Annotated in this window: 14 protein-coding genes and 2 pseudogenes; 15 read left to right on the top strand and 1 reads right to left on the bottom strand. The window is 68.9% G+C overall.

Features of this window, described 5'->3' with window-relative positions:
• The first annotated feature begins 14 nt into the window (after positions 1-14).
• The 15 genes and pseudogenes from PL79_RS34465 (at position 15) to PL79_RS34395 (ending at position 15,678) form a co-directional block, all read left to right on the top strand.
• On the top strand, positions 15-1,400 hold the full coding sequence (locus PL79_RS34465) for a flavin-containing monooxygenase (RefSeq protein ID WP_044844864.1): 1,386 nt from the start codon (positions 15-17) through the stop codon (positions 1,398-1,400).
• Entirely contained in the window at positions 1,397-2,113 is a 717-nt protein-coding gene (locus PL79_RS34460; protein WP_044844863.1) for an ABC transporter ATP-binding protein, read from the top strand. Before PL79_RS34465 ends, PL79_RS34460 begins: the two co-directional genes overlap by 4 nt.
• A pseudogene (locus PL79_RS34455) lies at positions 2,110-3,516 on the top strand (ABC transporter permease). Before PL79_RS34460 ends, PL79_RS34455 begins: the two are co-directional and overlap by 4 nt.
• Before the next feature lie 51 nt (positions 3,517-3,567).
• Entirely contained in the window at positions 3,568-4,347 is a 780-nt protein-coding gene (locus tag PL79_RS34450) for an outer membrane lipoprotein-sorting protein (protein WP_044848397.1), read from the top strand.
• A 20-nt stretch (positions 4,348-4,367) separates the two neighbouring features.
• The gene (locus tag PL79_RS34445) at positions 4,368-5,672 is read left to right on the top strand and encodes a hypothetical protein (protein WP_442861578.1); all 1,305 of its coding nucleotides are present in this window, start codon (positions 4,368-4,370) and stop codon (positions 5,670-5,672) included.
• Between the two features lie 16 nt (positions 5,673-5,688).
• Positions 5,689-6,105, top strand: a complete 417-nt coding sequence (locus PL79_RS34440) for a DUF4345 domain-containing protein (RefSeq protein WP_044848399.1) — start codon at positions 5,689-5,691, stop codon at positions 6,103-6,105.
• On the top strand, positions 6,098-7,252 hold the full coding sequence (locus tag PL79_RS34435; RefSeq protein WP_082088731.1) for an esterase/lipase family protein: 1,155 nt from the start codon (positions 6,098-6,100) through the stop codon (positions 7,250-7,252). The genes PL79_RS34440 and PL79_RS34435 overlap by 8 nt, the downstream gene beginning before the upstream one ends.
• Before the next feature lie 3 nt (positions 7,253-7,255).
• Positions 7,256-8,281: a lipase secretion chaperone gene (locus tag PL79_RS34430; RefSeq protein ID WP_044848400.1), complete on the top strand. Its 1,026-nt coding sequence runs from the start codon at positions 7,256-7,258 to the stop codon at positions 8,279-8,281.
• 423 nt (positions 8,282-8,704) lie between these two features.
• Complete coding sequence (locus PL79_RS34425; protein ID WP_044848401.1) at positions 8,705-9,481, top strand: Crp/Fnr family transcriptional regulator; 777 nt, start codon at positions 8,705-8,707, stop codon at positions 9,479-9,481.
• Positions 9,482-9,621: 140 nt separating this feature from the next.
• Complete coding sequence (locus PL79_RS34420; RefSeq protein WP_044848402.1) at positions 9,622-12,021, top strand: putative bifunctional diguanylate cyclase/phosphodiesterase; 2,400 nt, start codon at positions 9,622-9,624, stop codon at positions 12,019-12,021.
• Between the two features lie 20 nt (positions 12,022-12,041).
• Positions 12,042-12,779 carry a TenA family transcriptional regulator gene (locus PL79_RS34415; protein ID WP_044848403.1) on the top strand — a complete coding sequence of 246 codons (738 nt, stop codon included), beginning with the start codon at positions 12,042-12,044 and terminating at the stop codon, positions 12,777-12,779.
• Between the two features lie 117 nt (positions 12,780-12,896).
• Positions 12,897-13,643: a winged helix-turn-helix domain-containing protein gene (locus PL79_RS34410; RefSeq protein WP_044848404.1), complete on the top strand. Its 747-nt coding sequence runs from the start codon at positions 12,897-12,899 to the stop codon at positions 13,641-13,643.
• Between the two features lie 187 nt (positions 13,644-13,830).
• Positions 13,831-14,028, top strand: a pseudogene (locus PL79_RS36835) (acyl-CoA dehydrogenase C-terminal domain-containing protein); the annotation flags it as partial.
• Between the two features lie 140 nt (positions 14,029-14,168).
• The gene (locus tag PL79_RS34400) at positions 14,169-15,149 is read left to right on the top strand and encodes an NADPH:quinone oxidoreductase family protein (RefSeq protein WP_044848406.1); all 981 of its coding nucleotides are present in this window, start codon (positions 14,169-14,171) and stop codon (positions 15,147-15,149) included.
• A 91-nt stretch (positions 15,150-15,240) separates the two neighbouring features.
• Complete coding sequence (locus PL79_RS34395) at positions 15,241-15,678, top strand: nuclear transport factor 2 family protein (protein WP_044848407.1); 438 nt, start codon at positions 15,241-15,243, stop codon at positions 15,676-15,678.
• An 83-nt stretch (positions 15,679-15,761) separates the two neighbouring features.
• Here PL79_RS34395 and PL79_RS34390 read toward each other — a convergent pair whose 3' ends face one another.
• The gene (locus PL79_RS34390; RefSeq protein WP_044848408.1) at positions 15,762-15,962 is read right to left on the bottom strand and encodes a hypothetical protein; all 201 of its coding nucleotides are present in this window, start codon (positions 15,960-15,962) and stop codon (positions 15,762-15,764) included.
• Positions 15,963-16,357: the final 395 nt, after the last annotated feature.

Below are 16,357 nucleotides of genomic sequence, written 5' to 3'. Positions count from 1 at the left end.
AGAGGAGGTTCACCATGACGGAGCGCAACGACGGCGCGCGGTACTGCATCATCGGCGCGGGCGCGGCGGGCATCACCGCCGCGAAGAACCTGCTCGCGGCCGGCATCGGCTTCGACGTGATCGAGCGCGAGGACGACGTCGGCGGCAACTGGTACTACGGCCGCCCGAGCGGCGCGGTGTATCGCTCGATCCACATGATCAGCTCGAAGCGGTTTTCCGAGTACACCGACTTTCCGATTCCCGACGACTATCCGACCTATGCACGCGGCGACCAGGCACTCGCGTATCTGCGCGCGTACGCGCGGCGCTTCGGCGTGTACGACCGGATCGAGTTCGGCCGCTCGGTGCTCGAGATCGCACCGGTGCAGGGCGGCACGCAGTGGCGCGTGGAACTGGATCGCGGCGAGGTGCGGACCTATCGCGGCGTGATCGTCTGCAACGGCCACCTGTCGCATCCGCAACTGCCCGACTATCCGGGGCGGTTCGACGGGCTGCAGCTGCATTCGTCGCAGTACCGCACGCCGGAGATCTTCGACGGCAAGCGCGTGCTCGTGGTCGGCGCCGGCAATTCCGGCTGCGACATCGCGGTCGAGGCGTCGCATCGTGCGCGCGCGGTCTTCCACAGCACGCGCCGCGGTTACTACTACTGGCCGAAATTCCTGTTCGGGATGCCGGCGGACGAGTGGGCGGAATGGCCGCTGCGGCTGCGCATGCCGCTGTGGGCGCGGCGCTATTTCGGCGAACGGCTGCTGCGCCTGACGACGGCCGGGCAACCCGAACACTACGGGCTGCGCAAGCCGGACCACAAGCTGTTCGAATCGCATTTCATCATCAATTCGACGCTGTTCTATCACCTCGGACACGGCGACCTCGACGCGCGGCCGGACGTGCGCGAACTGAAGGGCGATCGCGTCGTGTTCGTCGACGGCAGCGAGGAGGCGATCGACGTGATCGTGTACGCGACGGGCTACCAGCCGAGCTTCCCGTTCATCGACCAGGCGCACCTGCAATGGCGCAAGCGGCAGCCGTCGCTGTACCTGAACCTGTTCGACGCGCAGCATCGCGACCTGTTCTTCATCGGGCTGTTCCAGACTTCGACCGGCAACTGGCCGTTGATGGACTACCAGGCGCAGCTGCTCGCCCGCTACCTGCATGCGCGCGACGCGGCGCCGCGCAAGGCCGCGCGCATCGACCGGCTGATTCGGCGCGGCCGCTCGGACTGGAGCGGCGGCATCGCGTTCCATCGCACGCCGCGGCACGTGATCGAGGTCGAGCATTTCGCGTATCGGCTGCAGCTGCGACGGCTGATACGCGGGTTGCCGGCCTTGCCCGGCGGTGCGAGCGCGGTGGCATCGAAGGCGGCGCCGGCGCACGCGGTGCGCGCGGGAGGTGCGTCGTGAGCCTCGTGCATGTCGAACACCTGTCGAAGACCTACCTGCTCGACAGCGTGCGCGTGACCGGGCTCGCCGACGTGTCGGCGACGCTCGACGCGGGCCGCTTCACCGTGCTGAGCGGCCCGTCGGGCAGCGGCAAGACGACGCTGCTGAACCTGATCGGCTGCATCGACCGCCCCGACAGCGGGCGCGTGACGATCGCCGGTCACGACACGGCGTCGCTGTCGGACGATGCGCTGTCGGATTTCCGCGCGCGTCATGTCGGCCACGTGTTCCAGACCTTCAACCTGCTGCCGGTCCTGTCCGCGTACGAGAACGTCGAGTATCCGCTGCTGATGGCGGGCTGGGCACCGGCGCGGCGCGCGGCGCGGGTGCGCGACCTGCTCGACGCGGTCGGCCTGGCCGACAAGGCGCGGCACCGGCCGAGCCAGCTGTCGGGCGGCCAGCGCCAGCGCGTCGCGATCGCGCGTGCGCTCGCGGCCGAGCCCGCGATGGTCCTCGCGGACGAACCCACCGCGAACCTCGACAGCGCGACCGGGCACGCGATCATCGCGTTGATGCGCGCGATCCAGCGCGAGCGCGACGTGTCGTTCATCGTGTCGTCGCACGATCCGCAGGTGGTGAAGGTGGCCGACGCCGTGATCCGGATTCTCGACGGCCGCATCGTCGGCCACGAACGGGCCGGCGACGACACGGCGACGCAGGAGGTGTGCCGATGACCCATACGCTGATGCTCGCGCTGCGCAACCTGCAGCGCAACCGCCGGCGCTCGCTCACCACGCTGCTCGCGATGATCGTCGGCGTCAGCGCAATCCTGTTGTTCGGCGGCTTCAGCCGCGACATCACGCTCGGCCTGCAGACCGACTTCGTGCAGCGCAGCGGCCACCTGCAGATCCAGCGGCAGGGCTATTTCCTGTACGGCACGGGCGACCCGGCCGCGTACGGGATTCGCGGCTACCCGGCGCTGATCGAACGGTTGCGGCACGACCCGCAGCTCGCGCCGCTGCTGCAGGTCGTCACGCCGACGCTGCAGTTCGGCGGGATCGCCGGCAACTTCGCGGCCGGCGTGTCGCGCACCGTGATGGGCTTCGGTGCGATTCCGGACGACCAGTACCGGATGCAGCAATGGAACGCCTACGGGTTCCCGCTGCAGCTGCGCACATTCGCGTTGCGCGGCAGCACCCCCGGCGACGCGCGATCGTCGGCCTCGGCGTCGCGCGGCGTGCTGCACGTGTGCGGCCCGCTGGCGTGCCGGATTGCGCGATGCGCCGCCGGCCCGGCCGAGCCGCCGCGCCGACGGCCGGCCGCGACCGCGCGCCCGACGTGCTCGCGCTCGCACAGGCCGAGGCCGGCACGCGGCCGGCCGCCGACGCGCGCCCATGTCGAAGTGCTGACCGCGAGCGCGGGCGGCGCGCCGAACGTCGCCGCCTTCTCGGTCGTGAAGGCGGACCAGCAGGGCGTGAAGGAACTCGACGACGTGTATCTCGCGGTGCACCTGCCGCAGGCGCAGCGGCTCGTCTACGGCGGCGCCGCGCCGCGCGCGACCGCGATCGAGATCCAGCTCGCGCGCACGGCCGAGCTGCCGGCGGCGCGCGCGCGCATCGAACAGCTGCTGCACGGCGGCTTCGACGGGCAGGCGCTCGACGTCGTCGATTTCGCGACGCTGAACCCGTTCTACGACCAGACCAACCGGATGTTCTCGGTGATCTTCGGTTTCGTGTTCGTGCTGATCAGCGCGATCGTGCTGTTCGTGATCAGCAACACGATGAGCACCGCGATCATCGAGCGCACCGTCGAGATCGGCACGCTGCGCGCGATGGGCATGCGGCGCGGCGGCATCCAGGCGCTGTTCGTCTGCGAGGGCGCGCTGCTCGGCGTGGCCGGCGCGTCGCTCGGCGTGCTGGTCGCGCTCGCCATTGCCGCGATCGTCAATCGCAGCGGGCTGGCCTGGACGCCGCCCGCGCGGATCGACGCCGTCGCGCTGACGGTGCGCGTGTGGGGCGAGTGGCGAACCATCGCCGTCACGTTCGCCGGGCTAGCGTGCGTGGCCGGGCTGTCCGCGTGGCTGCCGTCGCGGCATGCGGCGCGGCTGTCGATCGTCGATGCGCTGCGGCACGTGTGAGGTCGCCCGATTGCCGCGTTTTTCGTTCACTTCACTTTCGGGAGAGCGCCCGTGCGTCGCCTGTTCGTTTCATGCTGTCTGAGTCTTTCGTTCCTGGCCGGCGTCGCGCGTGCGCAGCCGGCGCCCGATCCGCAGAAGGTGCTCGCGGCGAGCGACGCGATCCGCACACCGGAGAAATCGTTCGTGCTGACCGCGACGCTCGTCGAGTACCGGTCCGGCAAGCAGGTCGACGGCAATACGCTGTCGATCTATTCGAAGCCCGACGCGCCCGGCGGTGCGTTCCGCACGCTGGTGCGCTTCGTCGCGCCGGCGCGCGACACGGGCAAGCTGATGCTGAAGAACGGCAACGACCTGTGGTTCTACGATCCGGCGAACCAGGCCAGCGTGCGGATCTCGCCGGACCAGCGGCTGCTCGGCCAGGCCGCGAACGGCGACGTCGTGACGGTCAATCTCGCGCACGACTATACGGCCGCGCTGAAGGGCGTCGAGGACATCGTCGACGGCGATCGGCAGACCCGTCGCGCGTACCGGCTCGCGCTTGCCGGCCACGGCGACGGGCTCACGTATCGCCGCATCGAGATCTGGATCGACGCGGCGAACAACCGGCCGCTGAAGGCACGCTTCTATTCGGAAAGCGACCGGCTGCTGAAGACCGCGTTCTATCGCCGCTACACGATGCAACTGGGCGTCGAGCGGCCGACCGAGACCGTCATCGTCGACGGGCTCGACAGCAACTGGGTCACGGTCATGCGTTTCTCGGACTACGCGTGGCGCGACATTCCCGATGCATGGCTGCAGCGCGACTACCTGTCCCGCTTCCAGGCGCAATGACGGCGCGGCGCCGAGGCCGGATCGCCGCGCTCGCGTTCGTGCTGCTGCCTGCGCTCGTGCGTGCAGCGGATGCGGGTGGGGCGGGTGGAGCGGGTGCGGCGGATGGCACGGCCGGCGTCGACGCGGCCGACGCCGCGGCGCTCGCGCTGGCCGACCAGCCGGCCGCGACGCCCGCCGACACCGCGAAGCCGTGGAAGCTGAACGTGCAGGACGCGCTGCGCGCGAGCCGCTATCGCGACGGCGGCGAGGCCGGCCGCAACCAGCTGTCGATCGAGTTCGAATACGGCCAGTGGCTGACGCCGTCGTTCGCCGCGCATTTCTCGATGCGCTTCGACCGCTTCGATCCGCTCGGCACGTCGCGCACGTCGTCGCGCGACGTGACGCTCGTGAAGGAAGCGTATGCGAGCTGGCGCGCGTCGCCCGCGTTCGTCGTCGACGCGGGGCGCGTGAACGAGCGGCTCGGCGCGGCGATCGGCTACAACCCGACCGACTTCTTCCGGGCCGGGGCGGTGAGTCTCGACGTGCCGCCCGATCCGGACAGCCGGCACACGAACCGGCTCGGCACGGTCGGGCTGCGCGCACAACAGGTGTGGGACTCGGGCTCGCTCGCGGCGCTGCTGTCGCCGCGGCTCGAGCGCCGCAGCCTGCCGGGCGATCCGGCCGCGTCGTCCGACCTGCAGCGCACCAACGGCGTCGACCGCTGGATGCTCGTCGCGAGCCAGCGGCTCACTGCGGCGATCCAGCCGCAATGGATCGTCTACGGCGAAAGCGGGCAGGCGCCGCAGTTCGGCCAGAATCTGAGCGTGCTGCTCGGCAACTCGGTGGTCGCGTACGTCGAGTGGACGGGCGGCTACCGGCGTTCGCTGATCGCGCGTGCCACCGGCGCGGCCGACGATCGTGCGTTTCGCACCAGTTCATCGGTGGGCGCGACGTGGACGCTGCCGGTCGACCTGTCGCTGACCGCCGAATTCCAGAGCAACGGCGGCGGCGCAAACGCGGCGCAATGGCGGTCGTTGCAGCGCGCGAACCCGCTCGCTTGGAGCCGTGCGGTGCAGACCTCGATTGCCGCGCAGGAACTGCAAACCCGTCACGGCGTGTTCGTGATGGCGGCGTGGCGCAATGTCGGCGTGCGTCGCCTCGACCTGTCGGGCTTCGTGCAGGCCGATCTCGGCGGCGGCCGGCAATACTGGCTCGAGTTGCGGCGGCGTTTCGACCGCTTCGACGTCGCGCTGCAATGGCTGCATCAGGGCGGGCCGTCGTGGAGCCGCTTCGGCGCGATGCCGGAGTCGACGAGCGTTCAGGTGCTGGGCATTTTTTATCGATGACGCAAGGAGAATTCGAATGAGCAAACGCGCGCTTCAGGCGGCGACCGCCGTGCTTGCGCTGGTTCCGACGATCACCGGAGTGCTCGGCATGATGGGCATCCATGATCCGCTGTACGCGTCGCTCGGCATCGCGCTGCCGGCCGACGCGACGCTGGACGGCAACCTGCGTTTCCATGCGGGCGTCTGGCTCGGGCTCGGGCTCGCGGCGTTTTCGGTGATCCCGCGCATCGAGCATCAGGGGCGGCTGTTCGCGACGCTGTGGATGATGATCTTTCTCGGCGGTATCGGGCGGCTGATTTCGCTCGCGGCGCTCGGGCTGCCGTGGCCGCCGTTCGTCGGCTTCACGGCGCTCGAAGTCGTCGGCGCGCCGCTGTTCATCGGATGGCAGCGGCGCGTGGCCGCGCATGCCGCATGGGAGCACGCGAATGCATGACTTCGACATCGACCAGCGCATCGCGCCGCGTCGTCGCGCCGATGCGGCCGTGCGGGGCATCGCGGCAGCGTTCCTGGACGTCGTGGCGGCGCGACGCGTATCGCTCGGGTACGCGCGGTTCATCGCCCGTATCGCGCTGCTCGCGTGGGTCCTGCTGGGTCCGGCGCAGGCCGGCGCGCAGACGGCCGTCGACGACTACGCGGCGACCCGCTATCCGATCGTCCTCGTGCACGGGTTGACCGGGACAGACGACTATTTCGGCATCCTGCCTTACTGGTACGGCATCCAGGCCGATCTTCAGCGGCATGGCGCGACCGTCTACGTCGCCGACCTGTCCGGCTTCCAGGGCGACCTCGGCCCGAACGGGCGCGGCGAACAGTTGCTGGCCTACGTCAAGCAGGTGCTCGCGGTCACGGGCGCGGCCAGGGTGAACCTGATCGGTCATAGCCAGGGCGGGCTGACGTCGCGCTACGTGGCGTCGGTCGCGCCCGCGCTCGTCGCGTCGGTCACGACGATCGCGACGCCGCACCGCGGCTCGCAGTTCGCCGATTTCGTGCTGGGCGCGCTGAAGCTCGACCCGACCGGCCTGTCGACGCCGATATTCGGTGCGCTGCTGAACCTGTTCGGGATCCTCACCAGCGACACGCACAACACGAACCAGGATGCGATCGCCGCGCTCAACGCGCTGAGCACGCCCCGTGCCGCGCAGTTCAACCAGCTGTTCCCGAGCCCGGGGCTCGGCGCCGGCGCGTGCGGCACCGGCGCACCGGTCGAGACGATCGGCGGCAACGTGCATCTGCTGTACTCGTGGAGCGGGGCCGCGTATCAGCCGGTATCGCTGCTCGGCATCGTGACCGGCGCGGTCGACACCAGCGTGATTCCGGTCATCGATCCGGCGAACGTGCTGGATCCTTCGACGCTCGTGTTCCTGACGGCCGGCAACGTCATGGCGCTGGCCGGCGCCGGCCCGAACGACGGTTTCACGTCGACCTGCAGTGCGCGGTTCGGCACGGTGATCTCGACGCGCTATCGCTGGAATCACTTCGACGCGATCAACCAGCTGCTCGGCGTTCGCGGCGCCTATGCGGAAGACCCGGTCGCCGCGCTGCGCGTGCAGGCAAACCGGCTGAAGCAACAGGGCGTCTGAGCGATGAAGGTCCGGACCATGCTGTCCCGCGCGGTGTTGTACGGCGCGACCGGGGCGATCGCCGCGGCCGCCGTTTGGCACGCGTTCGGTCGTCAGGCTGCGTCGGCGGCTGCCGTGGCCGCCACGGATACCGCGCCGCCCGGCCACGCCGCGCCGAGCGGTGCGGCGGTGCCGCGGCCGGTGCTTGCCGTGTCCGATTTCGCGCTGCCGGCCTCGCTCGCGGGCGCGCGTGCGCCGCGCCTGCCGGTCGGGCCCGGCGGGCGCCTCGCGCACGTGCATGCGGTGCGGGAATTCTTCGATTACTTTTTGCTTGCGCAGCATGACCTGACGCCCGCGGCGCTCGATGCGCTGGTCGCGCACGAAATCGCATCGCAGCCGATCGGCGAGCCGGCCCGCCGCGATGCGCTCGATCTGTGGCCGCGCTATCGCGCGTGCATTGCCGCGTTCGACACGCTGCCGGGCGCGCTGCCGGCAGGCGCCGGTCTCGATCCGGACGGCATCGCAGGCGAACTCGAGCGGCGTGCGGCGCTCGCGCGCCGCTGGCTCGGCGACTGGAGCGCGCCGTTCTTCGACGCGGAATTGCGGCGGCAGCGCGGCGATCTCGACCGGATCAGGATCGCGCGCGATCCGACGCTCGATGACGCGCAGAAGCGCGCACGCCTCGCCGCACTCGATCAGGCGTTGCCGCCGGACGAGCGCGACGCACGCGAGCGCGCGGCGCGCCAACGCGATGCGCTTGCAACGCTCGCGCGGCTCGACGGCCAGCGCGCGACGCCCGATGCGCTGCGTGCGCAGCTCGGCGCCGAGGTCGCCGCGCGCGTCGAGCGGATGCAGCAGGGCGACGATGCGTGGCGGGCACGCTATCGCGATTACGCGGCCGAACGCGACCGGCTCGACGCGCAGCCGCTTGCGCCCGACGCGCGCGACGCGCAGCTCGCGCAATTGCGGCAACGCGACTTCCCGGATCCGGCGGACGCGTTGCGGGCCGCATCGCTCGACGCGGGCCGGGCCACGGCATCGGCGCACTAGCACCCGTCTCGGACGTGCACGCCGTCACGGCGCTCACACCTGACGAGGGAGAAGTGTGGGATAACCCACATTTTCCGCATTCTTTTCGATTCGGGAATGATTTTAATTTCCAGTGTAAATCGCATTACCGCGCATTGACATTCATGCGCCGTTTTCAATGATTCATTGCGCAATCCGTTTTATATGGGTGGGATTTAAATCGCTAATTTTTTATTGACAATGCAAGTATCTTCGGATGGCGAGCCGAACTGTCAAATTACTTCATGTAACAAAAGCGGAGTGTCGCGTACGGTTGGGCTGCGTGATACCTTTTTGCTCAATGTCACCGCGCTGAAAAGGCGGAGAAACCGTTAAACCGGTGCGGTGAAAACAGCAGGAAAGTCCGGTGGCCGAGGGGCAGGGATACAACGTACGAGGTGCGCCGTGATACATCAGGCCAACAACGTCATCGAGTTGCCGCATGCACTTGGTGCCAATCATTTCCTGTCAGCGCTCGACGGAATTAACCGTTCCGAATTGGCGCCTCATCTGATGCTTTCGAATCTCGAGACCGGCCAGGTGCTGTGCGATGCCGGCGAGAATCTGGAGGCCGTCTATTTTCCGGTGACGGCGGGCATTTCCCTGCAATACACGGCGGGCGGCAAGACGACACTCGGCGTGACGGAAATCGGCCGCGAAGGCATCGTGTGCGACGACGTCGTCGGCAGCGCGATGCAGCGCCGCGTCGTCGTCTACCGCGGCGGGTTCGCGTACCGGCTGTATGCGCGCCGCTTCGCGGACGCGTGCGACGTGTCGGCGGCGATCCGGCGGCAGGTCTTCGTGCGGATGCAGCTGGCGTTGTCCCAGGCGTCGCAGGTCATGTTCTGCAGCCGTCATCACGTGATGCGGCAGCAACTGGGCCGCTGGCTGCTGATCGCCTACGAGCGCGCACGCAGCATCGAAATCCCGGTCACGCACGGCATGCTGGGGCAGATGCTGGGCGTGCGCCGCGAGACCGTCACCGATGCCACGCGGCAGCTTCACGAGCTCGGCCTGATCCATCAGCATCGCGGTGCCATCGTGCTCACGGATCTCGCCGGTCTCGAACGGCAGGGCTGCGATTGCCATCGGGTCGTGCGCGACGAAACACGCCGCATTCTCGCGACCGATGCCGGTACGGATGCCGGCGCCGAGTTGTCGCGCCGCGTCCGGACGACATAGTCGCCGGCACCGCGTCGTGGCGCGATGGCATGCACGGCGGCGCGGCGCGCAAAGGGAACGGGGAGGTGCCTGGCGCAGGCGGTGCGGCGACGCGTCGGGCAGGCGGCATCGACAAGAATCAGAAAAACAGTCATTCAGGTATGGAAAACATTTCGAAGCTCCAGAGTCAGCGCAGCTCGTTCCACGTGTGGCCATGGAGTCCGGCGCTCGGCATCCTGCCGATCGTCGTCGTGGTCGTTGCGCTGGCCGGGTTCGTCGCCGTCAGCCTGATCGTGATCATGTCGTTGCGCGTGTACGTCGGCGGCGAAAGCAGCTGGTCGAAGGCGCAGAAGGACGAGATCCTGCTGCTGAGCCGCTACGGGCAGACCGGCGACGAAAAGCTGTTCGACGAATACCTGGCGGTCGACCGGACGCTCACCTTCCTCGGCGCCGCGCGCCGCGCGATGACCAGTACGCCGCCGGACCACGGCGTGGCGCGCCAGGCGCTGATCGAGGCGGGCATCAATCCGGTCGATGCGGCGGCGGTGGTGTGGTTCTACCCGATCCTGAGCAGCTTCGCACGCCTGAACGCCGCGTTGCAATACTGGGAGGACGCGGACCGGCAACTGGTCGACCTGCGCAGGATCGCGAACGCGCTGCACGCGTCGGTGCATGCGGACGACGTCCGGCGCACGAGCAGCCTGAACCACGCGATCTGGGATCTCAACGCGCACATCGAACCGCTTCCGAAGCGCTTTTCCGACGAACTGAGCGCCGAATTCCGCTCGGCCGTCATCCAGCTGTTCCTGTCGTACATCGTGGCCTCGCTGCTGATCATCCTGCTGTCGGTGCGGTGGGCGAGCCGCGCGCAACGCCAGCAGGTGTCGATGCAGACCGAGCTGGACCGGAGCCAGGCATTCGCGGCAGCCGCGCTGCGCTCGGTCGCCGATGCGATCGTCACGATCGGCCTCACGCGCGGTATCGAGACCGTCAATCCGGCGGCCGAGCAGCTGCTCGGCACGTCGTCGCGGCAGTGTGTCGGCAAGCCGATCAACGACGTGCTGGACCTGATCGACACGTCGACGGGCATGTCGATCAAGCTGCTCGCGTCGCTCGGCAACCGCAGCGACCCCACGTTCACCCGCGATCTCGACCTGATCCGCGTGTGCGGCTCGGCGGTGTCGGTGCGCGCGTCGCTGTCGAAGATGGACAACGCCGCGGGCCGCTGCGTCGGCTACGTGCTGATCCTGCGCGACATGACGCGCGAACACCAGTTGATCGAGAAGCTGACCTGGCAGGCGTCCCACGATGCGCTGACCGGCCTCATCAATCGCACGGCGTTCGAGCGGCGCCTGGGCGACGCGCTGGTGCAGCGCGGCGGCGGGATGCTGCTGGTGCTCGACCTCGACGGCTTCAAGGAAGTCAACGACGTGTGCGGCCACGCGGCCGGCGACGCGCTGCTGCGCGACGCGACCGCGGTATTCGCGCGCTGTCTCGGCCACGACGACGTGTTCGGCCGGCTGGGCGGCGACGAATTCGGCATCCTGCTGCCGGCCGGCCGCGACGGCGCGCCGGACGGCGGCAAGGCGGAACGCCTGCGCGCGAGTCTCGAGGACTTCACGTTCCTGTGGGAAGGCGAGCCGTTCAAGCTCAGCGTGAGCATCGGCGTGCTGGATCTCGCGTGCCGGCCCGAGAGCGTCGAGAAGGCGATGCAGATGGCCGACGTCGCGTGCTACGTCGCGAAGGATCGCGGCCGCAACCGCGTGCATGTCGCCGATTCGCGCGACATGCATTCGAGCCGCCAGGCATATCACACGCAGTGGAGCCGGCGCGTGAAGACGGCGCTCGAGACGAATTCCTTCCAGTTGTATGCGCAACCGATCGTGCCGATCCAGCCCGCGCTCGGCGCGCGGGAGCGCGCGGAGATCCTGCTGCGCATCCCGGACGCCGACGGCAAGCTGATCTCGCCGGTGTTCCTGCCGGCCGCCGAGCGCTACGGCCACATGACGATGATCGACCGCTGGGTCGTGCGCACCGTGATCCGGCGCCTCGCGCGACTCGAACAGCGCCGCTACGTCGAATACAACGTGAACCTGTCGGCGATGTCGATCACCGACGAGCGCTTCGTGGAGTTCGTGATCGCCGAACTGTCGGCGTCGGGGCTCGACCCGTCGCTGCTGTGTTTCGAGATCACGGAGACGAGCGCCGTGCGCAACCTGGAGGTCGCGTCGCGCTTCATGTGCGAGCTGCGCGACCTCGGCTGCCGCTTCGCGCTCGACGACTTCGGCGCCGGCATGTCGTCGTTTTCGTATCTGCGCCAGTTGCCGATCGACTACCTGAAGATCGACGGCGGCCTCGTGTCGACCATGACGTCCGACAGCATCAAGCGCGGCATCGCGTCCGCGATCAACGACATCGCGCACGTGATGCAGTACCGCACCGTCGCCGAGCACGTCGAGGATACGGCGACGGCCGAGATGCTTCGCGCGCTGGGCGTCGACTATTGCCAGGGCTATTACTTCAGCCGCCCCGCGCCCTGGCAGGAAGGGGGATTCCATTGAACCAAGCGAGGAACGAACGCATGAGTGCTCCATTTGAACTGACCGGCGACCTGATGGACCTGGCGAGCTATCCGGCCTGGCTGCGCGACGTGGTCGGCGCGACCGACGAACTGAAGGCGCGCGTCCGTGCGCATCCGGTGTTCGCGGCGATGAGCGGCGGGACGCTGCGCGCGTCGCAACTGCGCGCATTCTTCGTGACCGGCTGGGCGGTGGTCAGCCAGTTTCCGGAATACATGGCGATGAACCTGGTGAAGACCGCCGCCTACCGGTCGCGCGGCGACGAGAAGGCGCGGCGCTATCTGATCCGCAATATCCGCGTCGAGCAGAACCACGTCGATCACTGGGCCAACTGGGCGGCGGAATCGGGCGTGACGATCGACATGCTGCTGCGCGGCGACGCGCCGCTGGCCGGATTCTCGCTGAGCCACTGGTGCTGGAAGAGCGGCAGTACCGACGCGCTCGCGCCGAGCATCGCCGCGACCAACTATGCGATCGAGGGCGTGACGGGCGAGTGGAGCGCGCTGCTGTGCGCATCGCCGTACGAACGGCAGTTCGATCCGGCCGTGCGGCATCGCGCGATGCGCTGGCTCAAGCTGCACGCCGACTACGACGACCGGCATCCGTGGGAGGCGCTCGACATCGTCGCGACGCTGCTCGGCCAGTCGCCCGCGGCGCGCGACGTGCGGGACGTCGAGACGTCGATCCGCAAGAGCCTGAGCTATTTCCTGACGAGTCTCGATTGCTGCATGCATGTGTAGTCACCGGCGTCGTGCGCGCGCGGGTTCGTGCGGGCCGCACCCGGCCGTTCCGGCTGGACGGCGGGCCGGCGTGACGTCGCGATGCGCCGTGCGGGCCGTCGTGCTGGACGATTTTCCATGGCCACCCAAGTTCTCGTCGTAGAGCCCGATCCGCGCATGCGCGACAGGATCCGCGCGCTCCTGCGCGGCTGCCAGATCGATACGTCGGCGCTCGACGATGTGTCGATGCTGCTCGCGCACGTGAGCGCGGCACCGCCCACCCTGATCGTGTTGCGGGTCGAACGGCCGGCCACGACGTTCTACATGGCGCTCGGCGCACTGCGGCGCGCCGGTTACGACATGCCGGTGATCGTGATCAGCCGCGACGCGCAGGTGGTCGACAAGGTCGTCGCGCTCGAGATCGGCGCGGACGACTATGTCGTGGAGCCGTTCGAGCCGATGGAGCTGGTCGCACGCGTGCGCAGCGCGATGCGCCGCTACGCGCCGAACCGGCCGGAGTCGCCGCGCGGGCCGCGGAATGCCGAAACCTATGCGTTCGGCGACATCGAGGTGAATTTCGTCACGCGGCGCGCGACCCGCGCGGGAGACGACCTCGGGCTGCGCGCGAGCGAATTCGCGCTGCTCGAACTGTTCATCTCGCAGCCGCTGCGCGTCCTGTCGCGCGCGGAGATCCTCGCGCTGCTGGGGCTGACCGTGGCCGGACGCTCCGAGCGCGGGCTCGACGTGCTGATCTTCCGGCTGCGCAACCTGATCGAGCAGGCGGTCGGTGACTATCGCTACATCCGCACGGTGCGCGGCAAGGGCTACATCTTCGTGCCGCTCGGCACGCTGGCGGACGACGCGGACCCGCCGCCGCACGCGTGAGCGGGGCGCGGGCACGTCGGGCATCGCGGCCGGCGTGTCGCGCGCCGGCATCGACCCACCTTCACCTGCGCATGCCGCCATCGCCCCGGTTCGCCATCGGGGCGACCCGCCATTGTCGGTTTAGAACGACCGTGCTAAATTTCCCGCCAGCATTTGGCAGTCACCGACCCGATCATCCGGCTGCGGGGCGTTCGGCCGTCGGGTCGTCGTGTGGCCGTGGCTCGACGTGACGCTCGCCGCGCACGGGCGCGATGGCGATTTCCACGCCGGCAAGCGTGCCGCCGCGCGGTACTTCTTTCGCCGGGAGCTGCCGAAGGTGGGCGCGCAGCTCGACCTGCTGGCGAGCGCCGATACGACGACGCTCGAGATGCGCGACGCGTGGTTCAGAGCGCCGCGCAGCACGAATGATGGTGACGCGGCGCGGGCCGATGCGCGTGCGCTGCGCGCCGATCGCGCGGGCGCGTCCCGCTGCCGTATCGATGCCGTATCGCTGCGCGACGACGTCGCGCGAGGAGAGAGGAGAGCATGAAAGCCCTGTTGTGTACCGCATTCGGCCCGATCGACCGCTTGCGCATCGAGGACGTCGCGGTTCCCGAACCGGCCGCCGGCCAGGTGCGGATTCGCGTGAAGGCGGCGTCGCTCAACTTCCCCGATGCGCTGATCGTCCAGGGGCTCTATCAGGTGAAGCCGGCGCTGCCGTTCTCGCCCGGCGCGGAATTCGCCGGCGTGATCGACGCGGTCGGCGACGGCGTGAGCGCCTGGCGGCCCGGCGACGAGGTGGTTGCGTTCACCGGTCATGGCGGTTTCGCGGAGCATTGCGTGGCCGACGTGCAGCAGATCGCGGCGCTGCCGCCGGGGATGACGTTCGAGCAGGGCGCGGCGCTCGTGCTGGCCTACGGCACGTCGCTGCATGCGCTGCAGCAGCGCGCGCGCCTGCAGCAGGGCGAGACGCTGCTGGTGCTGGGCGCGGCCGGCGGCGTCGGGCTGGCCGCGATCGAGATCGCGAAGGCGCTGGGCGCACGCGTGATCGCGGCCGCGTCGAGCGCGGACAAGCTCGCGCTGTGCCGCGCGGCCGGCGCCGACGACACGCTCGACTATGCAACCGAGGACCTGCGGCGTCGTGTCGACGAACTGACCGGCGGACGCGGCGCGGACGTCGTCTACGATCCGGTCGGCGGCGCGTACAGCGAGGCGGCGCTGCGCGCGACCGCGTGGCGCGGCCGGTTCCTCGTGGTCGGCTTCGCGGCCGGCGAGATTCCGAAGATCGCGCTGAACCTCGCGCTGCTCAAGGAGCGCGACATCCTGGGCGTGTTCTGGGGCGACGCGGTACGGCGCGACCCCGCGCAGCATGCGGCGAACATGCGCCAGCTCGCGCAATGGTTCGCGGCCGGCAAGGTGCGGCCCGCGATCACCGAGCGCGTGCCGCTCTCGGGCGCGGCCGACGCGATCGCGCGCATGGCGAGCCGGCAGGTGAAGGGCAAGGTCGTGATCCTGCCGGACGCGTGACAACGCTGGCGCGGCATCATGCGGCGGCGTCCCGAGCGGGCGCCGCCTTCGAGCGGGTTTCTTTCGTGTGACGTTACCGGAGTCGTTGAGCATGCAACCCCTGTCGAAACTGCAACCCGCCGTCGCGGCATCGCTCGCGACGTGGCACGCGATGCTCGCGCGCAAGGATTTCAGCGAACTCGACACGATCGTCCATCCGGACGCCGTGTTCCGCTCGCCGATGGCGTTCAAGCCGTACGGACCGGCGCCCGCGCTGCTGCTGGCGCTGCGCACGGTGCTCACGATCCTCGAGAACTTCGAATACCACCGCGCGTTCGCCGACGACGACGGCACGAGCGTCGTGCTGGAATTCAGTGCGACGGTCGGCGACAAGCGGCTGAAGGGGATCGACATGATCCGCTTCGACGTCGACGGGCGGATCGTCGAATTCGAGGTGATGATCCGGCCGTTCAATGCGCTGCAGGCGCTCGGCGCGGCAATGGGCGCGCGGCTCGGGCAGCAGTTGCCAGGATTCAAGATCGGCGGGTGAGCGGCGGGCCGCCGGCCGGCGCGGAAAATGTCGCCGGCGCAACGCGACGGTCGCGCTCGCGTGCGGCGCCGGCCGGGCGCGCGTCAGTGAGTCTTGATCCTGACGCTGTAGCCCGCATCCTCGAACGCGACGACGAATTCCTCGGGGAACAGCCACGACTCGACCTTCACGTGCGACGTCGCGCGATCGATCTCGACCTTGGCGTCGGGATCGACGCGCCAGATTTCATGTTCGACCGCGCGGGCGGTATCCTCGTCGAGCGAGTGGTCCAGTACGAATTCCATGATCAATTTCCTGTTTTGACGGCCGCGTTCACACGTGCGAGAGCGGCCGGTTGGCGAACGAAGCCGATGACGTCGACGGGATCGGACAACATGGGTCGACGATACGCGCGATCGCGTCGAACGATAAGCCGGTATGCGCGTGACGCACTGTCGCTCGTTGATCAACGAATCCGGTGAAGCGTGTGCGAACGGGCTTCCGGAGTGCGAAAGATGCGTTGCAGCCAAGATCGACTTGGCTCGCGGCGATGCGCGGCTCGCTTCGCGCCAGTGAATTGCCGATGCAGCAAGTACCGTTCCGCGCGATCAATGTTGCACGACACGGCGCCGCATCACACCACGTACCACGCACAACGCAACGCGCAACGCACAACGCAACGCGCTCCGCACAACGCACA

The sequence above is a fragment of the Burkholderia sp. USMB20 genome, assembly GCF_000949135.2.
In the GTDB taxonomy this organism is placed as follows: Bacteria; Pseudomonadota; Gammaproteobacteria; order Burkholderiales; family Burkholderiaceae; genus Burkholderia.
The sequence above is the reverse complement of the archived record's forward strand: the minus strand, read 5'-3'. Positions and strand labels throughout refer to the sequence as shown.